The organism is Streptomyces sp. NPDC050121, from assembly GCF_044460385.1.
In the GTDB taxonomy this organism is placed as follows: Bacteria; Actinomycetota; Actinomycetes; order Streptomycetales; family Streptomycetaceae; genus Streptomyces; species Streptomyces soliscabiei.
Genome location: NZ_JBITJV010000059.1, coordinates 15,011 through 39,626, shown reverse-complemented (window position 1 = coordinate 39,626; position 24,616 = coordinate 15,011). Strand labels below are relative to the sequence as shown.

Genomic DNA, 24,616 nt, shown 5'->3' with positions numbered 1-24,616 from the left:
GATGTCCGACGGCGAACGCTCTTCCGGTCGCTTCCTCACCGGCCTGGCCTGGGCGGTGCTGCTGCTCGGGCTGTGGCTGTGGGGGCGCGAGGCGACCGACGTACGGCACGGCATATCCGCCCCCGCGACGGGCGACGTCGCCGCGGTGGGACGCCCCCCGGGCGCCGAACTCCCGCCCGCGGCAAAACCGTTGGGGCAGGCGGTGCCGCAGCGCGTCGACATCCCCGACCTGGGCGTCCAGGCCCCGGTCGTCGCGCGCGGTCTCGATGTCCGGGGGGCCGTCGACCCGCCGCCCTTCGACCAGGCGGGCGTCGTCGGCTGGTACGCCGGCGGTGCGAAACCCGGCGCCAAGGGCACCGCCCTGCTGGTCGGACACGTCGACACCGAGACCCGGCCCGCCGTCTTCTACCGGCTCAGCACTCTCAAGGCCGGCGAGACGGTCCGGGTGGTCCGGGACGACGGCAAGGTCGCCGAGTTCACCGTCGACGACGTCGAAGTCGTCCAGCGCGACCACTTCGACGCCCGACAGGCCTACGGCCCCCGTCGGCCGGACCGCGCCGAACTGCGCCTGATCACCTGCGGCGGCACCTTCGACCGGGCGACCCGCAGCTACACGGCCAACGTGATCGTGTCGGCGTACCTGACGGGCACCGCCGCCTGACGTGACGTGACGTGACGTGATGTCACGTCACGTGCCCCGGCCCGGTCGACGGTCCGCTCCCCCGGAAACCGCCGACCGAGCCGGTCCTCGACCGCGCGCGCTCGGGTTGCGGGAGTAACCCGGCGACAGGCGCGGGAGGCTGTGAGGTTCACCTACCCCGTTGGCGGCCGTAAAGACCGCTTTCCGGCGCTCTCGTGGGCAGTGCGGGTCTTATGTCAGGATTGAGACCGGGGCAGGGCCGATGCGGAAGCCCGGCGGAAGGCCGTGCACAAGTCCCGTGAGCAAGTCCGTGCACCCAAGGGGGAGTTGGATGTACGTCAGGAGGGGGGCCGCGTCCTTGTTGGGCGCGGTGCTGCTGCTCGCCGCATGCTCGTCGGGCGGCGACGGCAAGGCCGAAAGGCCCACGAGCGGACCCGTGAAGAACCCGGCCCCGAGCGAGTCGGCGAGCGGGCCCGCCGTCACCCAACAGCCCAAGGAGGCGGACCCGTTCTGGGTCAACCCGGACGGCTCGGCGGCCCGTCAGGCGGCCGTCTACGAGCAGGCCGGGGAGAAGGACGAGGCCGCCGCGGTCCGGGAGATCGCCGAGCAGCCGGCCGGCCAGTGGCTCGGCCCGGAGAACCCGGAACAGGAGGCCCGCGGCTTCACCGAGGCCGCCGACCGGGTGGGCCGCACCCCGCTCCTCGTCCTCTACAACATCCCGCACCGCGACTGCGGCCAGTACTCCCAGGGCGGCGCATCCGACGGGGCCGCCTACCGCACCTGGGTCGCCGCGGTGGCCCGGGGCATCGCCGACCGCCCCGCGATCGTCGTCCTCGAACCCGACGCCCTCCTCCACCTGGTCGACGGCTGCACCCCTGCCGCCTTCCACGAGGAGCGCTACGACCTCCTGGACGACGCTGTCACCGCCCTCAAGGCCCTGAAGAACACCAAGGTCTACCTGGACGCGGGCAACGCCGGCTGGGGTCACCCCGACCAGATCCACGAGCCCCTCCGGCGGGCCGGCCTGGCCCACGCCGACGGTTTCGCCGTCAACGTCTCCAACTTCTACTCCACCGAGGACTCCATCGCGTACGGCAAGCAGCTCTCGGCGAAGACGGGCGGCAAGCACTTCGTCGTCGACACCAGCCGCAACGGCAACGGCCCGTACGAGGAGGGCGACCCGGCGGAGCGCTGGTGCAACCCGCCGGGCCGCGCCCTGGGCCCCACCCCGACGACCCGGACGGCGGACCCCCTGGTCGACGCCTACCTGTGGGTGAAGCGCCCGGGTGAGTCGGACGGCGAGTGCAAGGGCGGCCCCAAGGCAGGCGAGTGGTGGCCGACATACGCCCTGCGGCTGGCCCGCGGCTGACCGTACTCGCGGACTCGGCGCTGGGACCCAGCTGCTCGACGTCCCCGCGCGACCCGTACGTCGACAACAGCACACGCGCTTGGTGACTCCCCTTGTCCCGCAGAAACCGGCTTCGGCCGGTGATTCTGCGGCACGGCGGGGGCCTTGCCGCAAGGCCCCCGGTGCGCTGTACGTTGGCTACGGCACCTTCACCCACCGCGCCTCACTGGGAACCCCACGGCTGTCGTCGGCGAACAGCATGTACCAGCCGCTCGGCACCAGATTCCGGTTCGTCGGCACGGTGACCCGTACCTTGTTTCCCGTGACGGTGAATTCGGCCGCGACCGACCGCTGATCCACGTCCGTCACATGCGTGGACGCACTCGGTCGAATCAGCCGCACTTTCCGAAGGGACGAAGCATCCGCCGACGTGAACACCCCGGACGCGCCGCGGGCAATACTCTTCGGCCCGCCGGAGAACTCCGGCCGCTTCCCCCGATACAGATAGGGCGGCGAATAGATCTCGATCCGCTGCTCGAACTTTCCGGGTTTCGTGTTCGCCGCGTCGCCGTACAGTGAGTCGGAGCCGAAGAACATCACCCGGCCGTCGGGCAACAGCAGCGACCCGGAATGGTAGTTGCGGCCCACCAGCGGATCGGCGACCCGCTCGAACGAATTGCTCCCCGGGTGATAGAGACGGGCCTGCAGAATGTTGGAGTCGCCCCGTCCCCGGTAGTCCTCCGAGCCGCCGGACACCAGCACACTGTCGTCGGGGAGCACGGAAACCTGCGGATACCGTGTCCCCTTCTCCAGCGAGGGGCCGTCCACGAAGCGCGGGCTCTCGGCCAGCAGGTCCACGAGCCGGGTGCGCGCGCTGGAGCGCGGCGACTCCCCGACGCCCCCGCCGCCGACGACCATGTACCGCTCGTCCTGCGCGGGCGGCAGCAGCACGGTCGCCGAGGTCTCCATCAGGTCCGGGTCGCTCAGGCCCGGCAGCCTGGTGAAGCCGTTGCCGGTCACGTCCCAGATGCCGGGATCGCGCCCCACGTCCGCGGGCCCGTACCCCGCGTTGGAACCGGAGTAGAAAATCTTTCCGTCCTGCATCAGGAACAACGCGGGATACGTGGGAAACTGCCGGACCTTCTTCGTGTACGTCCATTTCCGGGTGGCCGGGTCGAACACCTCGTTCTTGCCCGGCACCAGCTGCCCGATGTCGTCGAGCCCGGAGACGCTGAGGATCTTCCCGTCGCTCAGGGTCGTGAGCGTCGGATACCAGCGGGCCTCGTTCATCGGATCGACCTTGATGTACTTCTCGGCGACCGGGTCGAACTCGTAGGCGTCCCGGATCCCCTGGAAGTCCTTCTTGTCGAGAGCGAGTTTCTGCGCGATGCCGTAGGTGTTGCGCGCGTCGACGCCGTTCAGTCCCCGGATGCGGTAATTGTCCTGGGTTCCGGTCTCGTATGTCGTGCCCGACTTCTGTGCCTCGACGTAGATCCGGCCGAGGCCCGGGTCGTTGCGCAGGAACTTACCGGTCTTTTGGTCGAAGACCTTCGTCGCGCGCGGCACGAGGACCGGGTCCTTCGACACGAACGTCTTGCGGTTCTCGCGCCCGGTGAACGCCGTCCCCGCCGGCAGGGTGATCGGTTTGTCCGGGTTCTCGTTGTGGACGATCATCAGCCCGCCGGCCTTGGTGACGTCCCCCTTCAGTTTCTCGTACCGTTTCGTCCCGCCCGCGATGAGGACGGAGCCGTTCGCGAGCTGGGTGTGGCCGGTGCAGAACAGGTCGTTGGGGGTGGGCACCTTTTTCACGGTGCCCTTCGCCGGGTCCCAGATCCGGGTGTCGAACTTCTTCGCGTCGAAGTTGTCCTGGTTGTTGCCGGAGCCCGCGACCAGCAGCACCTTCCCGGTGTGCAGGAGTACCGCGTGGATGGTGTCCTGGCGGTACGCCTTCGGGAACTCGACGATCTGCCAGTGGCCGTTGGCCGCCTTGTACTCGGGCTTGTTGATCGCGTACTGGTGGTACTGCTGCGTCCCGAAGCGGTAGAGCCACGGCCCGTTCGTCCCGGCCAGCACGACGACGACCGCCGTGGTGATCGCGAACCTTCGGGCACGCCGATGGACGACGAAACGGCCGACCCCGTCCCTCATTCCTCACATCCCCCCAGCCCGCCCGGTCCGCCCAGCCCGCCCGGTCCGCCCGGACCCCCCACCGGGACCTCCCAGACGGTCTCGACCGCAGGAACCGTGCCCTGCGCCGGCACCCGCTCGCCGTCCCGCTCCTCCTGCGCCGGCCGCGTTCTGACCTCCCGCGATTTCTCCTCCCGCGCCCTCGCTTCCCGCGCCCTGGCCTCGCGTACCTTCCCCTCCCGTACGACCACCCGCCACGCCACGATCGGCGAGGCGGTGACCAGCAGCGCGAACGAGGCCCAGACGATCATCGCGGGCTGGGCGTGCCCGAACACGAACCCGGCGACGATGGACACGGCGAAGACGAGCACGAAGAACAGATGGATCCGGAAGGTCCCGAACAGCGTGTCCGGGCTGGCGGAGTCCCCCTTCGGCGTCACCACGAACCTGCTCCTGCGGCGCAGTACGGCGTCCATCAGCGAGCGGGCGTACACCGGCGCCGACAGCGCCGACATGGCCATGCCGGCCACCCCGCCCGACCCCTCCGGCTCGTGCGGGGAGACGTTGTGCCGACGGTTCCACAGGTACAGGCCGATCTGCAGCGCCGAGGCGTTGCCGTACAGCATCAGCCACACCGCCGGGTCGATGTTCACGCCCGAGGCGCCGAGGCCCAGGAACAGCGCGCAGCTCAGTGCGGCCAGGATCCAGTTGAGGGCCGACATCGGGTAGAAGACGATCATCATCGTGTAGTTGAAGAGCTTGCCCGGCGGCATGCTGAAGAAGCCCTTCCAGTACTGCTTGAGGATCGTCTCGTAGGTGCCGCGGGACCAGCGCAGCTGCTGGGTGAAGAAGTCGGTCCAGGCGGCCGGGCCCTCGCCGACCGCGAGCACGTCCGGGGTGTAGACCGACCGCCACCTGCGTCCCGTGGCCGGATTGCGGGTGCGGTGCAGCTCGAAGCCGGTGGCCATGTCCTCGGTGATCGAGTCGTACAGCCCGCCGATCTGCTTCAGCGCGCTGATCCGCACGGCGTTGGAGGTGCCCACGAACATCGGGGCGCCGTAGCGGTTGCCGGCCCGCTGGATCAGGGCGTGGAAGAGGAACTGCTGGGACTCCGCGGCCTTGGTGACGAACGTGTCGTAGTTGCCGTAGACCTGCGGTCCGATGACGAAGCCGACGTCCGGGTCGCGGAAGTAGCCCAGCATCCGCTCCAGATAGTTGGGCAGCGGTACGTGGTCGGTGTCGACGGAGGCGAAGTAGTCGTAGGCGTCGCCGTGGGCCTCCAGCCAGGCGTTGTAGTTGCCGTGCTTGGTCTTCGCGCGGTGCGGGCCCGACGGCCGGTTCCAGCGCTCGACGCCCTTGCGGCTGAAGTGGTGCACGCCCAGGCGCGCGCAGACCTCCTTCACCTCGGGGTCGTCGCCCTCGTCGAGCAGCCAGACGTGCAGCAGACCCCGGTGGCGCAGCCGGACGGCGGCCTGAAGGGTCTTCGTCACCATCTCCAGGGGCTCCTTGCCGGGCACGAAGGAGGTGAGGAAGGCGACGCGGGTGCCGGTCTGGGGCACCACCGGGACGGGGTCGCGGGCGACCAGGGTGGCGTGCGCGTTGGACAGCACGTTCAGACAGCGGAAGAACTCGATCAGGCCGATCGACACCAGCATCACGGTGTCGAGGGCGGGCAGGAAACCGTGGGCCGGGTGGTCGCGCTCGGTCCAGTGCGCCGGCCGCAGCAGCCACACCAGCAGCACCACCGACAGCAGCGGCGCAGCGCAGAGCATCAGCGCGGCCCGGATCCGGTGCGGCTCCTGGGCCAGCAGCGAGCGGTAGCGGACGGTGTACGGTCTGCCCGGCTCCGGCTGGGTGAGGGGCCCCGCCAGTCGGCTGTAGTGCTCGTAGTCGTACTTCGGCAGAGACCTTCTGAGGCGGCGGTAGGTCACCGTGCCGCCGGAACGTCCCGCATGGTGGTGCGCAGGCACCGTCATGAATCATCCCCCCACACGCGGCTCGCACCGCGTGTAAATCCCCCCAACTGCCGCGAATCCGCAGCATCTTGAGAACCAGGGTTCTATGGGGTTCAGCATGATCGCAAGATGTGAAACGCTCTGTTTACCGGTCATACGGTCGCAATGTGGCGCATGTGGGAGTGTGGTGCGTTTCGTGAACCCGCTGTGGGTATTCGCACGCGGATACGAACGAAGGCCCCTCGCTTTCGCGAGAGGCCTTCGGTGTCTGTGCGCCGCCAGGGACTCGAACCCCGGACCCGCTGATTAAGAGTCAGCTGCTCTAACCAACTGAGCTAGCGGCGCCTGCTGACGAGAGAACTCTACAGGACCTCCGAGGGTGCCCAGGACCACCCGTTCCCGACCCCGCTCCCCGCCGCCCCCGCCATGGGCGCGGGTACATCATTCGGACCGTCAGCATGCGCGTCGGGAAGACGGTTGAGAAACTGCCCTGTGTGCACAGTCGCGGACATTTCCAGCTGGAGTGTGAGGGGAATCGCATGGCGGCTCCGGTATTCGAGGAATTCGCTCCCGCGAGCGACTGCGAATGCCCCGGATGTGTAGCGCGGCGGCGGGCGAGCCGGCATTCCCCGCCCGCGCCGTTCGGCGGTCGCCCGGCCGTCCACCGTGCCGTTGCCGTCGCCGCCGTGACGGCTGCGGCGCTCGGCGCGGGCCATGCGCTGCCCGCCGTCGCCGCCGCGCAGGCCCCCGACGGGCCCGGCGTTCCCGCAGGTGACGAGCCCGACACGCCCCAGGGTGGCAAGGCGCCGCTGCATGGACCGGCCGGCCAGTCGGCGCACCCCGGGGGCCTGACGGGACCGGTCAGAACGCCCCCGACGACCCGGGCCGACATCATCAGACGGGCCAAGGAATGGGTTTCCGCCGAGGTCCCGTACAGCATGGACACCTACTGGTACGACGGTTACCGGCAGGACTGCTCGGGCTTCGTCTCCATGGCCTGGAACCTGCCGGGGAACGAGTGGACGGGCAGCCTCAACCAGTTCGGGACGCGGATTTCCAAGGAGGAACTCCGGCCCGGCGACATTCTGCTGTTCCACAATCCGACCGACCCCGAGAAAGGCTCGCACGTCGTCCTTTTCGCCGGCTGGACGGACTACACCCACAGCTACTACGTCGTCTACGAGCAGACCCGCCCGACCACTCGCCGCCAGGCCACTCCCTACGCCTATTGGAGCAATTCCGACCGATACGTGCCCTATCGCTACAAGGGCCTCACGGCGACCACACCGGGCACCGGCACCGCGGCGGGTACCGGCACCAGCACCAGTACCGGTGTCAGTGCCGGTGCCGGTACCGGGACACAGGCCGGCAATGCCGGTGGCGACGGGAACAGGCCCGGGACCGGGGACGTCGCCTCGACGCCGTATCCGGGGCGGGCGGCTTTCGGGCCCGGCGCGAACAATCAGTACGTCACCCTGCTCGGCCGGCTTCTCGTCGAGCGCGGCGGCGCGCGTTTCTACGCCTCGGGCCCCGGTCCGCGCTGGTCGGCCTCCGACGGCTGGGCCACCATGGCCTTCCAGCGCGCCCAGGGCTGGAGCGGCCCCGACGCCGACGGCATCCCCGGCCCGCGGACCTGGGCCCTGCTCGTCACCCACCAGGGCAGGAACATCGAGGCCTCGCTGCCTCCCGGGACGACCACCGGCAGCGGGGGCAGCCCCGCCACCGCCGTCGGCCCAGCCACCACCGCCGGAAACGGGGCGGCCGCCGGAAACGGGGTGGTCGGCCCGCCCGCCGCTTCCGTGACGCCGCGCATTCCCCCGTACCCCGGCCGGGCCGCCTTCCGCCCGGGTGCGCAGAACGCGTACGTCACCCAGTTGGGGAAGCGGCTGGTGAAGAAGGGGTTCGGCAGGTACTACACGTCCGGGCCGGGGCCGCGCTGGGGCGAGGCGGACCGGCGCGGAGTCGAGGCCTTCCAGCGCGCCCAGGGCTGGCGCGGCGGCGCGGCCGACGGCTACCCGGGCCCGGAGACCTGGCGGCGGCTCTTCCTGTGACCGCGGTTCCCTCCCCACAACCCACTCACTGTCATGGCGTATCTGGTGCGGAGGCTGGAGGCACGCAATGCACACGACCACTTCACAGACGCCCGAGTCCGACGGGCCGTCCAGGCCCGGCCGGCTCATCCAGAACGAGGCGACCACCGAGATCCCCGTCCACCTGCTGTTCCGTGACGAGCCCGAGCCGCGGCCGGTGCCGCTCGGGCCCGCCGTGGTGGGCAGCCGGGCGGGCACCGGCGAGCAGCCGCGGCTGCGCCGGCCGACGCCGGCCGTACCGCGGCCGGTGGCGCAGGTCGACCCCGAGTTGGCGGAGCGGCGGGCCCGGGTGCTGCCGGGCGCGGTGGGAGTGTTCGCCGGGGCCTGCGGGGCGGCGGGCTGTGTGGCCGCCTCGTGGTGGGCCGGGGTGCTGCCGCCGCTGGCGGTGCGGGCGTTGCGGCTGCCGGAGTTCGCGGGCGCCGGGCTCGGTCCGGCGCAGTGGGCGGCGTACGCGGGTGCGGGCGCGCTGGGTCTGTTCGGCTTCGGCGGTCTCGCCCGGGGGCGGACGGGGCGGGCCTGGGTGCTCGATCTGTTCGGCCGCTACCGGGGGACCGTGCGGCGCACCGGTCTGCTGTGGGTGAACCCGCTGCTGCTGCGCCGCCGGGTGGACGTACGGCTGCGGCACTGGCGCAGTGAGCCGATGCCCGCCGCCGACGGCAGTGGGGTCGCGCTGCGGGTGGTGGCCCTGGTGGTGTGGCGGGTGCGGGACACCGCGCGGGCCACGCTCGGCGTCGACGACCACGAGACGTATCTGCGTGAATGCGTCGAGGCGGCCCTCGCCCGGATCCCGGTGGAGACGCCGGGCGCGGGACGGGGTTCGGTGGAGACGGCGGGGGAGGCGCTGACGCGGCAGGTCGCGCAGGACGCGGGCGCCATCGGTCTGGAGGTGTACTCCGTTCAGCCGCTGCGCATCGAGTACGCCCCCGAGGTGGCCGCCGCGATGAACCGCCGCCGGATCGCCGCGCTCGACGCCCAGCACCGGGCGACGGTGCTGACGTCGGTCGTCGACTCGGTGGAGGACACGGTGACCCGGCTGACCATGCGAGGGCTGGTGGAGCTCGACGACTACGAGCGCAAGGCGCTGGTGAAGGACCTGACCGTGGCCTTCTGCGCGGGGCGTTCGGAACAGACGCCGTGAGGGGCGCCATGAGGGAGGCAGGCCGTGTCTTTGATATGGACACAGCCAAGAAACGGCAATAATCTCGAACTTGGTCTAGACCTGCACGGCTCAGCTCAGTGAACTCCCCACGTTCTCCAGGAGCGACAGCATGCGCAAAAAGACCAGGCTCCACGCCGCCGTGCTGGGCCTCGCCACCGCCGGAGCCTTCGTGCTCTCGGCCGGCGGCGCCAGCAGCCACGGCTACACCGACCTCCCCATCAGCAGGCAGAAGCTCTGCCAGAACGGCACCGTCACGGGCTGCGGCGACATCCAGTGGGAGCCGCAGAGCGTCGAGGGCCCGAAGGGCTTCCCGGCGTCCGGCGCGGCGGACGGGCGGATCTGCTCCGCGAACAACACCCGCTTCGCCCAACTCGACAGCCCGAAGACCCCCTCGGGCGGGGCATGGCCGACCACCAAGGTGACCGGCGGCCAGAGCTACACCTTCCGCTGGCAGTTCACCGCGATGCACGCCACGACCGACTTCAAGTACTACGTCACCAGGCAGGGCTGGAACCGGAACCACAACCTGGCCCGCTCCGACCTCACCCTCACCCCGTTCCTGACCGTGCCCTACGGCGGTCAGCGGCCCCCGGCCACCCTCTCGCACAGCGGCACGCTGCCGTCCGGGCTCAGCGGACGGCACATGATCGTCGCGGTGTGGACGATCGCCGACACGACCAACGCGTTCTACGCCTGCTCCGACGTCACGTTCTGAGCATCGCTTGAGCTCCTCCGGGGTCCCGCCCGGGTACGTTCCCTGCACGCCGGCACGACCAGGCCGGCGCCGGAACCTCGGGGGAGCTCATGGAAGCCTTCTTCTACCTTGTGCCGTCGGTCATGATCGCCGGCCTGCTCTTCGGCGTGTTGGGTCTGCTCCGCCGCTCCCGGCGGGTCGCCCGGGCCTGGAGCGGCGGTCTCACCGCGGAGGCGCGCTGTCTGCGGTCGTACACGACGACCAGCGGCGGCGGCGACACCATGGTCAGCACGACCCTGCACCACGTCTACGAGTTCACCACCCGCGACGGCCGCACGATTCGCTTCGAGGAGGCGAACGGCCCCGGGACGACCCTCGAGGGCGACATCGTGACCGTCCACTACGCGGCCGGGCACCCCGAGGAGGCCACGGCCAAGGCCCCGGCCCCCGGCAGGCTCTTCGCCGAGTCGGGATGCCTGCTGCTCTTCCTCGGCGCGTGCATCGCCTTCTGCGTGTTCTTCATGGTCACCGCCCACTGGATGTTCGCCGAGAGCGACGGCTTCATGCCCTAGCCCTCCACATCTGACGATGCGTCAACTACTGTGCGCGGCCATGGAGTCCACCGGGGATACCGTCGCCGAACTGGTAGCAGCACGGTGGGGCGACCACCGTCCGGGACTGTGGTGTGAAGACCCCGGGAAGCCGGTCCTCACCCACCACGAGGTCGCCGCCGGCGCCGCCGCGCGGGCGGCGCTGCTGGCCGACCTGCTGCCGTCGGACGGCCCGCCGCACCTCGGGGTGCTGCTGGACAACACCCCGGAGTTCCCGCTCTGGCTGTCCGCCGCGGCGCTCGCCGGCGCGGCGGTGGCCGGGATCAACCCCACCCGGCGGGGCCCCGAACTGGCCCGGGACATCCTGCACACCGAGTGCCGCCTCCTCATCACCGAACACACCCACCTCCCCCTCCTCAGGGGCCTCGACCTGCCCGGGGTCCGGCTGCTGATCACCGGCACCCCGGAGTACGACGACCTGCTCGCGCCGTACACGGACGCCCGCCCGGACCCCTCCCGCGCCACTCCCGCCGACCGGCTCCTCCTCTACTTCACGTCCGGCTCGACCGGCGCGCCCAAGGCGGCCCTGTGCACCCAGGGCCGGCTGTCCGCCGCCGGGCGCTCGCTGGCCGGGCAGTTCTCGGTCCGGCCGGACGACGTGCACTATGTCTGCATGCCGATGTTCCACGGCAACGCGGTGATCGCCGACTGGGCGCCCGCGCTGGCCGCCGGCGCGGGCGTGGCCCTGCGGCGACGGTTCTCGGCCTCCGGTTTCCTGACGGACGTACGGCGCTACCGGGCGACGTACTTCACCTACGTGGGCCGGGCGATCCAGTACGTCCTGGCCACCGAGCCCGGCCCCGACGACCGGGACCACGCGCTGCGGCTCGGCTTCGGCACCGAGGCGGGGGCGGTGGACGCGGCGGCCTTCGAGCGGCGGTTCGGGGTGCGGCTGGTGGAGGGGTACGGCTCGTCGGAGGGCGGGGCGGCCGTGCAGTGGTCGCCGGGGACCCCGGCGGGCGCGGTCGGGAGGGCGGCGCCCGGGCTCGTCGTACTCGACCCCAAGACGCGCGCCGAGTGTCCGCCGGCCGAGTTCGACCCGGGCGGCCGGCTGCTGAACGGTGAGCAGGCGATAGGGGAGCTGGTCAACCGGGGCCCGAACCCCTTCGAGGGCTACTGGCGCAACCCGGCGGCGGAGGCGGAGCGGCGCCGGGAGGACGGCGCGTACTGGACCGGCGACCTCTTCTACGGCGACTCCGACGGCTTCCTCTACTTCGCGGGCCGCACCGACGACCGGCTCCGCGTCGACAGCGAGAACCTGGCCGCCGCGATGATCGAGAACATCCTCGCCCGGTACGAGGGCGCGGACGCCGTCGCCGTCTACGCGGTCCCGGACCCGGTGACCGGCGATCAGGTGATGGCGACGCTGGCCGGGACCTTCGACCCGCTCGCCTTCGCCGAGTTCCTGCTCGCCCAGCCCGACCTGGGCACGAAGATGGCGCCCCGGTTCGTACGGGTGGTGGACCGGATGCCCGTCACCGCCACGAACAAGATCCACCGGGCGTTGCTGCGCAGGGAGGGCGTGCGCTGTGCCGACCCGGTGTGGTGGCGAGCGCCGGGGGAGGCGACGTACCGAAGGCTGACGGCGGAGGAGGCGGGGGAGGCCGTGGGAGCCGGACAGGCCGGACAGGCCGAACAGGCCGGACAGGCCGAACAGGCGGGGCAGGCGGGACTGGCGGGACTGGCTGGACAGGCTGGACAGGCGGGGCAAGGCGAAGGGCCCCTCGTGTCCACGAGAGGCCCTTCATCTGTGCGCCGCCAGGGACTCGAACCCCGGACCCGCTGATTAAGAGTCAGCTGCTCTAACCAACTGAGCTAGCGGCGCATGACTCCCGCCCTCCGCCTTCGGCGGCTGGCGACGGAGAAAATACTACCTGGTCCGCGAGGGTGCTTCCGACCACCCCTTCAGATCGCGAGCGACAGCAGTACCGGCGCCGCGTTCCTGTTCAGGGCGTCGGCGGCCTGGCGGAGGCGGTGGGCGTGCGCGAGGGGCAGGGACAGGGCCAGACAGCCGGCCGTGGACCCCGCGGTGATCGGGACGGCCGCGCAGACCGTGCCGATCGCGTACTCCTGGAGGTCGAGCACCGGGACCGTGGGCGGCTGGGCCTCCAGGCGGGAGAGCAGCAGCTTGTCGCTGGTGATGGTGCGGGAGGTGAGCCGGGCCATCTTGTGCCGGGAGAGGTGATCGCGCCGGCCGTTGTGATCGAGCTGGCCGAGGATGCTCTTGCCGAGCGCGGTGGCGTGCGCGGAGTAGCGGAAGTCGACCCACTCGTTGACGGACGGCGTGGCGGGGCCGTCGGCGTACTGGGTGATCGTGACCTCGCCGTCGACGTACCGGCTGATGTAGACGGCGGCGCCGACGGAGTCGCGGAGCCGGTCGAGGGTGTGCTGGAGCTTGTCGCGCAGGGCCTGCTCGCGGTGGTGGGCGGAGCCCAGCCGGGCGAGCGCGTCGCCCGTGACGTACGCGCCGTCGGCGATCTGCTCGACGTAGCCTTCGCGGCGCAGCATGCGCAGGAGCGTGGTCAGTCGCTCCGCGGTGAGGCCGGTCTGGCGGGAGAGTTGGGCGTCGGTGACACCGGTGGAGTGCCGCGCCACCGTCTCCAGGACGCGCAACGCTTCCTGGGCCGAGTGGTACGGCGCGGTCGGCTCGTGCTTCAGCGCCACGGTTTCCCCCCTGGTCGCTTTCTGGCCGTGATCCGTGATCTTGACAGTGATCCTGGCAGCGTGATCCTGACAGCGAATCACCTTCCACGATAACGGCCAAGAGGCCGGGTGGGAGGGGTTGTTGGCGAGAATGTGTTGCACTTACGACTCGCCGAACTGCGACACTGGCCCGCTGGCATATGCCTATGTCATGACCCGCCGCCTAGACCAGCGCTCTCGCTCACCCGGCCGCACCGCACCGGCGTCACCGCACCGGCGTCACCGCACCGACGTCACAGCACCGCGCTCAGGAACTCCCGCGTCCGTTCCTGCTCCGGCGAACCGAAGATCTTCTCCGGCGGGCCCGACTCGATGACCCGGCCCGCGTCGAACATCAGGACCTGGTCGGAGATGTCCCGGGCGAAGTTCATCTCGTGGGTCACACAGAGCATCGTGATGTCGGTGGTGCGGGCGATGTCCCTGAGCACGTCGAGGACGCCCGCGACCAGCTCGGGGTCGAGCGCCGAGGTGACCTCGTCCAGGAGCAGCACCTGCGGCCGCATCGCCAGCGCCCGCGCGATCGCCACGCGCTGCTGCTGCCCGCCGGACAGCTGGGTGGGCCGGGCGTCGGCCTTGTCGGCGAGGCCGACCAGGTCCAGCAGCTCCCGGGCGCGCTCCTCGGCCTCGTCCTTGGACAGGCCGAGGACGGTCACCGGGGCCTCGGTGACGTTCCGCAGCACGGTCATGTTCGGGAACAGGTTGAACTGCTGGAACACCATCCCGATCTTCTTGCGGACCTCCCGGATCTGCTTCTCGGGGGCCGGGAACAGCTTCTCCCCGGCGACCGTGATGGTCCCCTCGTCGGGCTTGGTCAGCGTCATCAGCAGCCGCAGGATGGTCGTCTTGCCGGAGCCGGACGGGCCGATCAGCGTCACGTGCTTGCCGGACTCCACGGAGAAGTCGAGCCGGTCGAGCACGGTGTTCGACCCGAACCGCTTGGTGACCTGCTCCAGGCGGATCAGCTCGCTGCCGTCCACCGGCGGATTGGCGCCTGCGTCGGAATCCTTCATCAGATGGGTGTCAGTGGACAAGACGTCGCTCCAGGGCTCGCAGAAGAAGGGAGGCCAGGTAGGAGATGAGGATGAAGGCCACGCCGATCACGGTCAGGGGCTCGGTGAACTGGAAGTGCTCCTGGGAGAAGAGCCGCGCCTGCCCGAGCATGTCGAGGACGGTGATCGCCATCAGCAGCGGCGTGTCCTTGAGCATCGCGATGACGTAGTTGCCGAGCGCCGGGACGACCCTTCGGATCGCCTGCGGCAGGATCACCACCCGCCAGGTCCGGCCGGCCGGCAGGTTCAGCGCCGTCGCCGCCTCCCACTGCCCGGCGGGCACCCCCTCGATGCCGGCCCGGTAGACCTGCATCGTGTACGTCGAGTAGTGCAGGCCGATCGCGAAGACGCCGGTCGTCAGCGCGGAGAAGGTCAGACCCCATTCGGGCAGCACATAGAAGAGGAAGAACAGCTGCACCAGCAGCGGGGTGTTGCGCACGAACTCCGTGACCACGCCGACCGGCCAGCGCACCCAGCGTGTGGGCGTGCGCATCAGCAGCGCCCAGACCAGCCCGAGGGCGAAGGAGATCAGCGAGCCGAGGGCGAGGGCCTGCAGGGTGACCAGCAGCCCGTCCCAGAAGTGCGGCATGAAATCGGCGACCGCGCCCCAGTCCCATGTCATCAGGAACCTCCTCCGACTCCGACGCCCACCCCGGCGCTGACCGGCCCGGGTTCCGTGACGACCTTGCGCGTGGGCGCCTTCCCGACGCCCGCCTTCAGCCGCTTCTCGAGCCCTCGCATCACCCGCGTCAGCAGGAAGGCGATCACGAAGTAGATGAGCAGCAGATACGTGTAGATCTCCGCGCTCTCCTGCAGTGCGAGCCGCACCAGGTTCCCGCTGAACGCCAGATCGCCCATGCCCATGACCGACACCAGGGCGGTGCCCTTGAGCAGCTCGATCAGCAGGTTGGAGAACGGCGGGATCATCTCCGGCACCGCCTGCGGCAGCAGGATCAGCCGCATCCGCTGCCAGGGCGTGAAGCTGAGCGCGATCCCGCCCTCCTGCTGCGCCGGGTCGACGGCCTTCAGCGCGCCGCGCACGATCTCCGAGCCGTACGCCCCGTAGGTCAGGCCGAGCGCCAGGGTGCCCGCCCACATCGGCACCAGCTGCCAGCCGAAGGCCGGGGGCAGCACGAAGAACACCCAGAAGATCATCACCAGCGCCGAGGTCCCGCGGAACACCTCGGTGTAGAACCCGGCGAGGAAGCGCACGATCCACAGCCGGTGGGTGCGCGCGACACCGGCCACGAAGGACACGGCCGCGGCCAGCAGCGCGCTGAGGACCAGCAACTGGACGGTGGTCCAGATCCCCTTGAGGACGAGTTCCCAGAGCCCGGTGGTCATGGCGCCGTCCCCCCGCCGCACAGCTGCTTCGCGGTCAGGCCGGTCATCTCGGCCTCGGTGAAGCCGAACGGCTTCAGGACGCGGGCCAGCTCGCCGCTCTTCTTCAGCTTGTGCAGCTCGACGTTGAAGGCGTCCCGCAGCCGGGTCTCGGTGAGCCGGAAGGCGAAGGCGCCGCCGTCGACGGTCGGCTTGCCGTCGATCACGGCCGCGAAGGGCTTGGTCGCCTCGGTCTTGCGGGACTTCTTCACCACGTCGCGGGTGGTCACGGCCGTGCCGGCGAACACGTCGACCCGCCCGGCCTCCACGGCGTTCAGCCCGGCGACCTGGTCGGGCACGATCAGGATGTCGCTCTCCTTGTAGCCGGCCGCCACCGCGTGCTGGATCTGCGCGTACCCGGTGCCGGTGGCGAACTTGGCCTTCTTCTTCACGACGTCCTGATAGGTGTTCAGCCCCTTGGGGTTGCCTTTGCGCACCACGAACGAGTCGAGCATCTGGTAGTCGGGGTCGGCGAACAGGACTTGCGCGCAGCGCTCGGGGGTGACGTACATCCCGGCGGCCACGACATCGAACTGCTGTGAGTTCAGCCCCGGGATGAGCGACCCGAACTCGGTGGGCACGGCCTGGACCTTTTCCACGCCCAGCCGCTTGAAGATGACCCTGGCCAGCTCCGGCGCCTCGCCGGTCAGCTCACCGTCCTTGTCGATGTACCCGAACGGGACCTCACCCGCGATGCCCAGCCGGACGACACCGGCCGCCTTCAGCCGGTCGAGCAGGTCGCCGCCGTTCGCGGTCGACGCGGTCGCCACACGGGAGCAGCCGGCGGCGCCCAGCACGCCGACCGCCGCTACCCCCGCGAGCAGCGACCGGCGTGTGGTCCCAGGTATGCGTTCGCGTTCGCGATGTTCCAGTGGTGGAGCCATGGCGGCGCGGCTACCCCGGACCATGCGACTTATGCAGCCCGCTTTGAGCCCCGTTTCCGGCCGCGGCCATCACCTGCGGCGTGGCCCGGGATTTGCTTCCGCTCTTCCGAGAGCGGGGACGTCAGTGTCCGGGAACGTATCCGCGCTGCTTGTCGACCACGTTCTTCAGCGGCCGGCCGGCCGCCCACCGTTCGAACAACTCCACGAACTGCGCGCCGAGCTCGTCCCGCCAGCCGACCGTGTCACCGCTCATGTGCGGCGAGATCAGCAGTCCCGGCACCTGCCAGAGCGGACTGTCGGGAGCGAGCGGCTCGGTATTGAGGACGTCCAGCGCCGCGCCCGCGATCCACCGCCGCTGAAGCGCCCGCACCAGTGCGTCCTCGACGACCAGTTGCCCGCGGCCGACGTTCACGAAGCAGGCCGAGGGCTGCATCACGCCGAACAGCGGGGTGTCGAACATGCCGCGCGTCTGCTCGGTGAGCGGGGCGGCGGCGATGACCCAGTCGGCGCGGGCGAGGAGCCGGTTCAGGTCGTCCGGGCCGTGGATGCCGGTGCGCGGGACCCGGCCGACGACGGCCGTGGTCATGCCGAGCGCCTTCAGCACGCGGGCGATCTCCCGCCCGATCGGCCCCGACCCGACGACGACGGCCCGCGTTCCGGCGACACGTCGGCTCTCCCGGTGCCGCCACTCGCCGCGCTGCTGGAGCTCCCATGTGCGCGGCAGGTCCTTCGCCATCGCCAGGACCAGCGCGGCGACGTACTCGGCGATCGGCTGGTCGAACACCCCGCGGGCGTTCGTCACCACCGTGTCCGACGCGGCCAGTTCGGGGCACATCAGGTGGTCCACGCCCGCGCTCGCCGTGTGCACCCAGCGCGGCCGGGGCCCCTGGCCGGGCCAGGCGGCGCGCACGGCGTGCGAGGTGAAGTCCCACACCAGCAGGACGTCCGCCGTCGGGAGGCGCGCGGCGAGCGAGGCCTCGTCGGTGTGCAGCACCCGGGCCCGCCCGGTGAGCCGCCCGAGCCGGGGCAGCGGCTCGGCGTCCAGGACGAGCAGGGTGGGCAGAGACGCGGCACTGGAGGCGGCGGTGGAGGCGGAGGCGGGGACGACGGTCATCCGGTGCCGCCTCCCTCCGGGTCTTCGTCGCTGGTGACCACGTGTCTGACGTGCACGGATTGACCACGTTCGCACCCGAACCCACCGTCGTCAACAAGGCCGGGCCCACGGCTCGTTGTCCCCGGATCCCAGGCCGGCCGACGCGGCCTGCGACGGCATCCCCCGACCGGAGGCCGAACTGTGCATACCGGTCATCTCGGCCAACCAGGTGATCATGTGGGCGGCGCTGCGCCGACTGGGTACCCGAGCGGTGGGACCGTTCGAGCGCTGCTGGACGCATCGGCGCGCGTGGTCCCCCGTACTGCGGGAACCGCCCGTACTGCGGGAACCGCCCGTACTGCGGGAACCCCCGGTACTGCCGGAAGAAGAGCAGCAGCAGGAAGGCTGGACATGACCGCACTCGGTTTCCTCTACCCGGGCCACTCGGCCGAGGACGACTACCCCCGTATCGAGCAGCTCCTGGGCAGCGACATCCGGCTGGACCTGGTCCACACCGACATCGGAGAGGCCGCGCACCGGGTCGACGTGCTGCGGAGGGGGGTCCCCCCGGGCTCGAGCGCAGTCGAGAGTTTGGGGGAGGGAGCGCCCGAGCGGCTGGCCGACGGCGTCGGGCAACTGCGGCTCGCGGGCGCCGAGGCGATCGTGTGGGCCTGCACCAGCGGCGGCTTCGTGCACGGCTGGGAGGGCGCCCAGGAACAGGTGCGCACGCTGGCCACGATGGCCGGGATGCCGGCCTCCTCCACCTCGTTCGCCTTCGTGCACGCGGCCCGGGAGATCGGCGCCCGGCGGGTCGCCGTCGGGGCGACGTACCCGGACGACGTGGCCGGGCTGTTCGCCGGGTTCCTGCGGGCGGGGGGCGTGGAGGTGACGGCCCTGAGCAGCGCCGGGACCAGCACGGCGGCCGAGGTCGGCACCTGGGACGAGTCCCAGGTCCTCGCCCTCGCCCGACAGGCCGACACCCCCGACGCCGACGCGGTCCTGCTCCCCGACGCCGCCCTGCACACGGCCGCCCACCTCCCCCGCCTGGAGAAGGAACTCGGCAAACCGGTACTCACCGCCAACCAGGTCACGGTCTGGGAGGCCCTACGCCTCGCCGACCGACGCGTGAACGCGCCGGGCCTGGGCATCCTCTTCACCCGGGAGCCGATCGTGCAGGTGTGAACCGGGGGCGGGCGTGCAGGCGGAAACGGTCATGGCCGTCGCGGCGACGGTCGTCGCGCTCGGTTCGCTGTGGGTCGGCTACAGCCAGGGCAAGGCCGCCCGTGTGCACAACCGGCAGTCGCTCCGGCCCGGGTTCCAGGTGGTCGACGCCGGGCTGGGGCCCGCGTCGTCACAGACGGCGTGGCCGCCTGGTGATCACCGTTCACTACGAGTCCGTCTACGGCGGGGAGGATTTCGTCGTCTCCTCGGGCCTCCCGGAATAAACGGGGACACCCTCCTGTTAGCGCGATGAGGACGGCCCACGATCGACAACAGGAGGAACCCGTGGCGGTAGACGAGATCCGAGGCGCGGTACTGGGCAGTGCCCCGACCCCCCTGTCGGTACTGGACCTGGTCACCGTCGGCTCCGGTCGTACCGCCACCGACGCGCTGCGCACCAGCGTCGAGCTGGCGCGGTTCACCGAATCGCGTGGCTTTCTGCGCTACTGGGTCGCCGAGCACCACTCGATGCCGGGCGTCGCCTCCTCCTCGCCAGCGGTGATCCTCGCCCACCTCGCCGCCCACACCGACCGCATCCGGCTCGGCTCGGGCGGCGTCATGCTGCCCAACCACGCGCCCCTCGTCATCGCCGAGCAGTTCGGCACCCTGGAGGCGCTCGCGCCGGGCCGCGTCGACCTCGGCCTCGGCCGCGCGCCGGGCACCGACGGTGCGACGGCCGCCGCCCTGCGCCGCACCGAGCGGCTGCACGAGGGCGCCGACGACTTCCCCGAGCAGCTCGCCGAGCTCACCCGCTTCCTGGACGACGACTTCCCCGACGGCCACCCCTACCGCCGGATCCACGCGATCCCCGGCCCCGTCCAGGGCACCGCGCCCGGCGGGGTGCAGTCGGCGCACCGGCCGCCGATCTGGCTGCTCGGCTCCTCCGGCTTCAGCGCCCGCCTGGCCGGAATGCTCGGTCTGCCCTTCGCCTTCGCGCACCACTTCTCCGCGCAGAACACCGTCCCGGCCCTCGATCTGTACCGGGAGTCGTTCCGGCCGTCCGCGGTGCTCGCCGAGCCGTACGCGCTGATCGGCGTCTCCGTGCTCGCCGCCGACGACGAGCGCGAGGCCCGCCGGCAGACCCTGGCCATGGGCCTCAACATGGTCCGGCTGCGCGGCGGCCGCCCCGGTCTGTTCCCCTCCCCGGAGGAGGCGGAGGCGCATGAATTCAGCCCTCTGGAACGGGAGTTCGTCGACTCCTGGACCGCGAACATCATCCAGGGCACGGCCGACGAGGTCCGCACCGGCCTCGACGACCTCCACAAGCGCACCGGCGCCGACGAGTTGATGCTCACCAGCCACGCCCACCGCGGCGAGCTGCGCCTGCGCTCCTACGAACTGATCGCCGACGCCTACGGGTTGCCGACCGCGTAGGACTCGGTGCCGGACTCGGTGCCCGGCACGGTTCCGGATTCGGTGCCCGACCCGGTGCCGGACCCGGTGCCGGACTCGGTCCCCAGCAGCTCGGAGATACGATCCGGCGACACCGGACGGGAGTACAGCCAGCCCTGCCCGGTGTCGCAGCCGATGCTGCGCAGCCGGGTCGCCTGCGCCGAGGTCTCCACGCACTCGGCGGTGACGGTCAGCCCGAGCCGGTGGGCGAGGTCGATCATCGCCTCGACGACGACCTCGTCGGCCGGGTTCGGCGCGGCGCCCGAGCCCTCGTACTGGAAGCCGCGTACGAAGGAGCCGTCGAGCTTCAGCACCGACACCGGCAGCCGGCTCAGGTAGGCGAGGTTGGAGTAGCCGGTGCCGAAGTCGTCGATGGCGATGCCCACGCCCATGTCGCTGAGCGCCTGCAACGCCTGCAACGGCCGCCCCGCCGAGCCCATCACGGCCGACTCGGTGAGCTCCAGCTGCAGCAGATGCGGGGCGAGCCCGGTCTCGGCGAGGACTTCCGCGACGTCCGCCACCAGGTCGGAGTCCCACACCTGACGCACCGCCACATTGACGCTGACCACCAGCGGCGGCTCGTCCGGGTTGTCCAGCTGCCACTGCCGCGCCTGGCGGCACGCGGTGGCCAGAATCCATCGGCCCAGCGGCACGATCGAGCCGTCCTCCTCGGCCAGCGCGACGAACCGATTCGGCGGCAGCAGACCGAACCGGGGGTGATCCCAGCGGACCAGGGCCTCCACCCCGTGCAGCCGGCCGTCCGACATGCCGACCAGCGGCTGGTAGTCGAGGCGGAACTCGCCGCGCTCGATGGCCGGCCGGAGCGTGGACGCCAGCGCCTGGCGGGTCATCAGATGTGCGTTGCGCTCGGGGTCGAACAGCGTCCAGCGGTCCTTGCCGTCCACCTTCGCCCAGTACAGGGTCGTATCGGCGGCCTGCATCAGCCCGGTCGCGGTGGTGCCGGCCGCGTGCCGCTCCACGACCCCGATCGACGCGGAGACGTTCAGCCGGTGTCCGGCCAGGTCGAAGGGGGCCTGGAGCGTCTTCAGCACGGACTCGGCGAGATCGGCGAGCTGTTCGGTGCCGGTGGAGTCCTCCACGAGCAGCGCGAACTCGTCGCCGCCCAGCCGGGCCACCAGCGGCACGCTCGGCCTGGTCCGCCCGGCCTCCTCGGCACACGCCGTCAGCCGGTCGGCCACGGCGGCCAGCAGCCGGTCGCCGACCCGGTGACCGAGGGTGTCGTTGACGGCCTTGAAGCCGTCCAGGTCCAGGTAGCACAGGCCGATCCGGCCGGTCCCGCTCTGCTCGTACGCCTCCGACTCCAGCGCGGCCGAGACCCGCTCGAAGAACAGGGTGCGGTTGGGCAGCCGGGTCACCGGGTCGTGCATCTGCAGGTGCCTCAGCCGTGCCTGGAGGTCACGGTGCGCGCTGACGTCGGCGACCGACAGCAGCACGCCGGGCGTGTCCGCGTCCAGCGGGGAGACGGTGACCTGCGCCCACAGCGAGCGCCCGTCGGGCTGTTTCAGCCGCCGGGTGCAGCGCAGTTTCGCCTGCCGGCCGCGCAGCACCTCGCGGTAGGCGTGCCAGGTACGGGCGTCGGAGGCCAGGTCCAGCAGGTCGGAGGCGACCCGCCCGACCAGGCCCGCGGCGTCGCCGAGCAGCGCGCCGAGCGCGTCGTTGGCGTCGACGATGAGACCCTCGCGGTCGACCACGGCCATGGCGAGGGGTGCTGCCGCGAAGACGGAACGGTAGGCCGGAGGCCGGTGGACCCGGGGCCCGCTGTCCGTACTGTTGATTTCACTCTCTGTGACGGCTGACCGGTCGAGGTCTGCCGCGGGCGTCGGCCCTTCGGACGTTCCGCTCACCGCTCGCTCCCGCAGTGCACTCGATCTCTGTCCGTGCAGGAAAGTCTGCCGATCATAGAGGCTGCCCCCGGACCCGCGCAGCCACTGCCCAGTGTCCCGGAACAACCCACCCTTCTGACAGATCGTTTCTGCCCGCACCTGGCCCGGTTCTGCGGTCGGGCGACCGCTTGTGACGTTCCGTGAGAATTCCGGGGGTGTCGGGGTGATGCCCGCTTTCCGCCGCCTCACTCGTCTGGGGCAGACAAACAGGGCGTAGTACTACAAATTCACACAGGCTGGATGGCGGTGTCCCGTGAACCGCCCCCGGAGGTCTGAAGTGCCGCGACTGCCGCGACGTCCGCGACCGTTCCCGCCGCTCCCGCGCCCTCGACTGCGCAGTACCACGGCCGTGTTCACCACCCTCTCGGCGCTCGCCGCGACCTCCCTGGTCAGCGGCCCCTCCGTCGCCGAACCCCTCTCCGTGGCCCCCTGCGCGCTGCCCCGCACCGCCGCCCACCACTCCGAGGGCGTGGACACCTGGAACACCGCCTACCCCCGTCCCGTCCGCTCCCTCGACGCGGTGATGGTCTTCCTGTCCTTCCCCGACCGGCGCCCCACGACCTCCCCCGCCGAACTGGCCGCCGACCACTTCCCGGACACCAGCCGCTTCTACCAGGAGGCGTCCTACGGCAGGTTCACCCTGCGCCCGCACCCGCTGAAGCGCTGGATCCGCATGCCGAAGCCGTCCACCGCCTACGCCATACAGCGCGACTGGCGGGCCGAGAGCCGGGCCGCCTACCTGCACGACGCGCTGGCCGCCGCCGACCCCCAGGTCGACTTCTCCCGCTACGACGTCGTCTACTTCGTGGCCGACCCGGACGCGCCCGGCGTCGACTCGGACGCGACGAAGGTCGTCAACCTGGACACCCCGCTGACGGCCGACGGCACGGACATCGGCCGCATCGTCACGGTCTTCGAGAAGCATCCCCCGGACCGTCTCGTCCTCGCCCATGAGACCGGCCACGTCTTCGACCTGCCCGACCTCTACCACCGCCCCGCCGACGGCAAGGGCGACTGGGACACCTACGTCGGCGACTGGGACCTGATGGGCAGCCAGTTCGGCCTCGCCCCCGACCTGTTGGCCTGGCACAAGTGGAAGCTGGGCTGGCTGGATCCACGCCAGGTGGTGTGCGTACGGGGCCCCGGACCGACCCGGCTGACCCTGGAACCCCTCGGGGCCGGACCGGGCGTGCCGGTCGCCCGCGCCTCCGGGGCGCCGGCCTTCGGACTCGGCCACGGCGTCAAACTCGCGGTCGTGCGCACCGGCCCCCACAGCGTGCTCGCCTTCGAGGCGCGCGGCCCGGTGGGCGTCGACGGCGCGGCCTGCCGCTCCGGCATCCTCGTCTACCGCGTCAGCGGCGACGCCCGCTCCGGCCGTGGCCCCGTCGAGGTGATCGACGCCCACCCGAGTACCGAGGCCTGCTGGGAGAACTCCGTGTACCCACCCCTCGCGGACGCCCCGGTCGCCCTCGGCGAAAGCTTCACCGTGCCGGGCGACGGCGTACGGGTGGACGTGGAAGGGCGCACGGAGTCGGGGGAGTGGACGGTGCGGATCACACCGAGGGCAGCCCTGTAAGCGGGCGGCCACAACAGCTGACGGTGAAGGGGGCGTGGGTGGCGGAGCCCCCACAGCGCGCGGCGCAGCCGCGCAGAAATGGCGATGACGAGACTGGTTCGCGCTTTCTGCGAACAAGCCTCGCCATCGATGTCGTGCGCCGCCAGGGACTCGAACCCCGGACCCGCTGATTAAGAGTCAGCTGCTCTAACCAACTGAGCTAGCGGCGCCTGCTGACGTCGTAGACCTTAGCATCCTGCTCGGCGGGAGGTGAAATCGATATCCGCACGGCCGAACGGGCCGCCCGGACGGCCGCCCACAGCAGGATCTCGGGCCCCGGAAGCCACGGCTGACGCGTGTCCGGGGCGACCATCCAGCGCGTCGAGGCTCCCTCGCGGGCCGGGGTCAGCGCGGGCACGGTCACCGCGTCACCGGTGCCGTGGCACAGCAGCGGCGGCACGGTGCCGACCCGGCCGTCCGGCCGGCCGTCGGCGCTCCACTCCTCCCACTCCAGCAGCGAGGGCAGCCGCTGGGCCGTCCCCGGCGCCGAGAACAACAGCGTCCGCCCGCGGAAAGCGGCCACCGGACCGGAGCCCGGCCCCTCGCTCCACAGCCGGTCCAGCATCAGCCGCCCGAACATCGCCGGCGCGCTGACGATGTCGAACACCGAGCCGCACGGCAGGACCACCGGGGCGTGCGGCCGCTCCTCCCAGAGGGCGAGCGTGCTGCGCGGATACGTTCCGGCGGACGCCAGCCAGGCGGCGCCGTCCGGGGTGACACCGATGGGTTCGTCGCAGGGGCTGCTCATACC

At 71.1% G+C, this 24,616-nt stretch carries 21 protein-coding genes and 3 tRNA genes; 11 read left to right on the top strand and 13 right to left on the bottom strand.

What is annotated here, in order from left to right:
* Nucleotide 1 precedes the first annotated feature (1 nt).
* Together ACIBTS_RS45435 and ACIBTS_RS45430 are read left to right on the top strand one after the other, a co-directional pair.
* Nucleotides 2–661 (top strand): class F sortase, encoded by a 660-nt coding sequence (locus ACIBTS_RS45435; RefSeq protein ID WP_399327254.1) that lies wholly within the window; start codon nucleotides 2–4, stop codon nucleotides 659–661.
* 310 nt (nucleotides 662–971) lie between these two features.
* Complete coding sequence (locus ACIBTS_RS45430; RefSeq protein WP_399327252.1) at nucleotides 972–2,009, top strand: glycoside hydrolase family 6 protein; 1,038 nt, start codon at nucleotides 972–974, stop codon at nucleotides 2,007–2,009.
* A 177-nt stretch (nucleotides 2,010–2,186) separates the two neighbouring features.
* Here the strand turns inward: ACIBTS_RS45430 and ACIBTS_RS45425 are convergent, their stop codons facing one another.
* The 3 genes from ACIBTS_RS45425 to ACIBTS_RS45415 form a co-directional block, all read right to left on the bottom strand.
* On the bottom strand, nucleotides 2,187–4,136 hold the full coding sequence (locus tag ACIBTS_RS45425; RefSeq protein WP_399327251.1) for a galactose oxidase-like domain-containing protein: 1,950 nt from the start codon (nucleotides 4,134–4,136) through the stop codon (nucleotides 2,187–2,189).
* Nucleotides 4,133–6,091 carry a glycosyltransferase family 2 protein gene (locus tag ACIBTS_RS45420; protein ID WP_399327248.1) on the bottom strand — a complete coding sequence of 653 codons (1,959 nt, stop codon included), beginning with the start codon at nucleotides 6,089–6,091 and terminating at the stop codon, nucleotides 4,133–4,135. The genes ACIBTS_RS45425 and ACIBTS_RS45420 overlap by 4 nt, the downstream gene beginning before the upstream one ends.
* Nucleotides 6,092–6,341: 250 nt before the next feature.
* A tRNA-Lys gene (locus ACIBTS_RS45415) sits at nucleotides 6,342–6,415 on the bottom strand.
* Nucleotides 6,416–6,609: 194 nt separating this feature from the next.
* Between ACIBTS_RS45415 and ACIBTS_RS45410 the strand changes: the two genes are divergently transcribed.
* The 5 genes from ACIBTS_RS45410 (at nucleotide 6,610) to ACIBTS_RS45390 (ending at nucleotide 12,410) form a co-directional block, all read left to right on the top strand.
* The gene (locus ACIBTS_RS45410) at nucleotides 6,610–8,121 is read left to right on the top strand and encodes a peptidoglycan-binding protein (RefSeq protein WP_399327246.1); all 1,512 of its coding nucleotides are present in this window, start codon (nucleotides 6,610–6,612) and stop codon (nucleotides 8,119–8,121) included.
* Between the two features lie 67 nt (nucleotides 8,122–8,188).
* Entirely contained in the window at nucleotides 8,189–9,298 is a 1,110-nt protein-coding gene (locus ACIBTS_RS45405) for an SPFH domain-containing protein (RefSeq protein ID WP_399327244.1), read from the top strand.
* 130 nt (nucleotides 9,299–9,428) lie between these two features.
* Nucleotides 9,429–10,034, top strand: a complete 606-nt coding sequence (locus ACIBTS_RS45400; protein ID WP_399327242.1) for a lytic polysaccharide monooxygenase — start codon at nucleotides 9,429–9,431, stop codon at nucleotides 10,032–10,034.
* A gap of 89 nt (nucleotides 10,035–10,123) precedes the next feature.
* Complete coding sequence (locus ACIBTS_RS45395; protein ID WP_399327241.1) at nucleotides 10,124–10,585, top strand: DUF3592 domain-containing protein; 462 nt, start codon at nucleotides 10,124–10,126, stop codon at nucleotides 10,583–10,585.
* A gap of 40 nt (nucleotides 10,586–10,625) precedes the next feature.
* Entirely contained in the window at nucleotides 10,626–12,410 is a 1,785-nt protein-coding gene (locus ACIBTS_RS45390) for an AMP-binding protein (protein WP_399327239.1), read from the top strand.
* Here ACIBTS_RS45390 and ACIBTS_RS45385 read toward each other — a convergent pair.
* The 7 genes from ACIBTS_RS45385 to ACIBTS_RS45355 all read right to left on the bottom strand — a co-directional run bounded on the left by ACIBTS_RS45385 (nucleotide 12,376) and on the right by ACIBTS_RS45355 (nucleotide 17,754).
* A tRNA-Lys gene (locus tag ACIBTS_RS45385) sits at nucleotides 12,376–12,449 on the bottom strand. The two genes, ACIBTS_RS45390 and ACIBTS_RS45385, sit on opposite strands and share 35 nt — an antisense overlap.
* Before the next feature lie 80 nt (nucleotides 12,450–12,529).
* Nucleotides 12,530–13,288, bottom strand: a complete 759-nt coding sequence (locus tag ACIBTS_RS45380) for an IclR family transcriptional regulator C-terminal domain-containing protein (RefSeq protein ID WP_319676172.1) — start codon at nucleotides 13,286–13,288, stop codon at nucleotides 12,530–12,532.
* Between the two features lie 272 nt (nucleotides 13,289–13,560).
* The gene (gene ehuA / locus ACIBTS_RS45375; protein WP_399327266.1) at nucleotides 13,561–14,337 is read right to left on the bottom strand and encodes an ectoine/hydroxyectoine ABC transporter ATP-binding protein EhuA; all 777 of its coding nucleotides are present in this window, start codon (nucleotides 14,335–14,337) and stop codon (nucleotides 13,561–13,563) included.
* A gap of 10 nt (nucleotides 14,338–14,347) precedes the next feature.
* Nucleotides 14,348–14,998, bottom strand: coding sequence for an ectoine/hydroxyectoine ABC transporter permease subunit EhuD (ehuD, locus tag ACIBTS_RS45370; RefSeq protein ID WP_334579617.1), 651 nt, complete (start codon nucleotides 14,996–14,998; stop codon nucleotides 14,348–14,350).
* Nucleotides 14,998–15,720: an ectoine/hydroxyectoine ABC transporter permease subunit EhuC gene (gene ehuC, locus ACIBTS_RS45365; protein ID WP_399327236.1), complete on the bottom strand. Its 723-nt coding sequence runs from the start codon at nucleotides 15,718–15,720 to the stop codon at nucleotides 14,998–15,000. Before ehuC ends, ehuD begins: the two co-directional genes overlap by 1 nt.
* Nucleotides 15,717–16,640 carry an ectoine/hydroxyectoine ABC transporter substrate-binding protein EhuB gene (ehuB, locus tag ACIBTS_RS45360; RefSeq protein WP_399327234.1) on the bottom strand — a complete coding sequence of 308 codons (924 nt, stop codon included), beginning with the start codon at nucleotides 16,638–16,640 and terminating at the stop codon, nucleotides 15,717–15,719. Before ehuB ends, ehuC begins: the two co-directional genes overlap by 4 nt.
* Nucleotides 16,641–16,761: 121 nt before the next feature.
* The gene (locus ACIBTS_RS45355; protein ID WP_399327232.1) at nucleotides 16,762–17,754 is read right to left on the bottom strand and encodes a D-2-hydroxyacid dehydrogenase; all 993 of its coding nucleotides are present in this window, start codon (nucleotides 17,752–17,754) and stop codon (nucleotides 16,762–16,764) included.
* Between the two features lie 115 nt (nucleotides 17,755–17,869).
* On the opposite strand from ACIBTS_RS45355, the gene ACIBTS_RS45350 reads away from it, so the two are divergent.
* The 3 genes from ACIBTS_RS45350 (at nucleotide 17,870) to ACIBTS_RS45340 (ending at nucleotide 20,328) form a co-directional block, all read left to right on the top strand.
* Entirely contained in the window at nucleotides 17,870–18,148 is a 279-nt protein-coding gene (locus ACIBTS_RS45350; protein WP_399327230.1) for a hypothetical protein, read from the top strand.
* Nucleotides 18,145–18,915 (top strand): aspartate/glutamate racemase family protein, encoded by a 771-nt coding sequence (locus ACIBTS_RS45345; protein WP_399327228.1) that lies wholly within the window; start codon nucleotides 18,145–18,147, stop codon nucleotides 18,913–18,915. The genes ACIBTS_RS45350 and ACIBTS_RS45345 overlap by 4 nt, the downstream gene beginning before the upstream one ends.
* A gap of 288 nt (nucleotides 18,916–19,203) precedes the next feature.
* A complete protein-coding gene (locus ACIBTS_RS45340) occupies nucleotides 19,204–20,328 on the top strand; it encodes an LLM class flavin-dependent oxidoreductase (protein WP_399327226.1) in 1,125 nt (374 codons plus the stop codon).
* Here ACIBTS_RS45340 and ACIBTS_RS45335 read toward each other — a convergent pair.
* The gene (locus ACIBTS_RS45335) at nucleotides 20,307–22,211 is read right to left on the bottom strand and encodes a putative bifunctional diguanylate cyclase/phosphodiesterase (protein ID WP_399327224.1); all 1,905 of its coding nucleotides are present in this window, start codon (nucleotides 22,209–22,211) and stop codon (nucleotides 20,307–20,309) included. The two genes, ACIBTS_RS45340 and ACIBTS_RS45335, sit on opposite strands and share 22 nt — an antisense overlap.
* Before the next feature lie 316 nt (nucleotides 22,212–22,527).
* On the opposite strand from ACIBTS_RS45335, the gene ACIBTS_RS45330 reads away from it, so the two are divergent.
* Nucleotides 22,528–23,826, top strand: coding sequence for a M6 family metalloprotease domain-containing protein (locus tag ACIBTS_RS45330; RefSeq protein ID WP_399327223.1), 1,299 nt, complete (start codon nucleotides 22,528–22,530; stop codon nucleotides 23,824–23,826).
* Between the two features lie 135 nt (nucleotides 23,827–23,961).
* Here the strand turns inward: ACIBTS_RS45330 and ACIBTS_RS45325 are convergent.
* Together ACIBTS_RS45325 and ACIBTS_RS45320 are read right to left on the bottom strand one after the other, a co-directional pair.
* Nucleotides 23,962–24,035: transfer RNA gene (locus ACIBTS_RS45325), tRNA-Lys, on the bottom strand.
* Nucleotides 24,026–24,613, bottom strand: coding sequence for a bifunctional DNA primase/polymerase (locus ACIBTS_RS45320; protein WP_319342118.1), 588 nt, complete (start codon nucleotides 24,611–24,613; stop codon nucleotides 24,026–24,028). Before ACIBTS_RS45320 ends, ACIBTS_RS45325 begins: the two co-directional genes overlap by 10 nt.
* Nucleotides 24,614–24,616 lie beyond the last annotated feature (3 nt).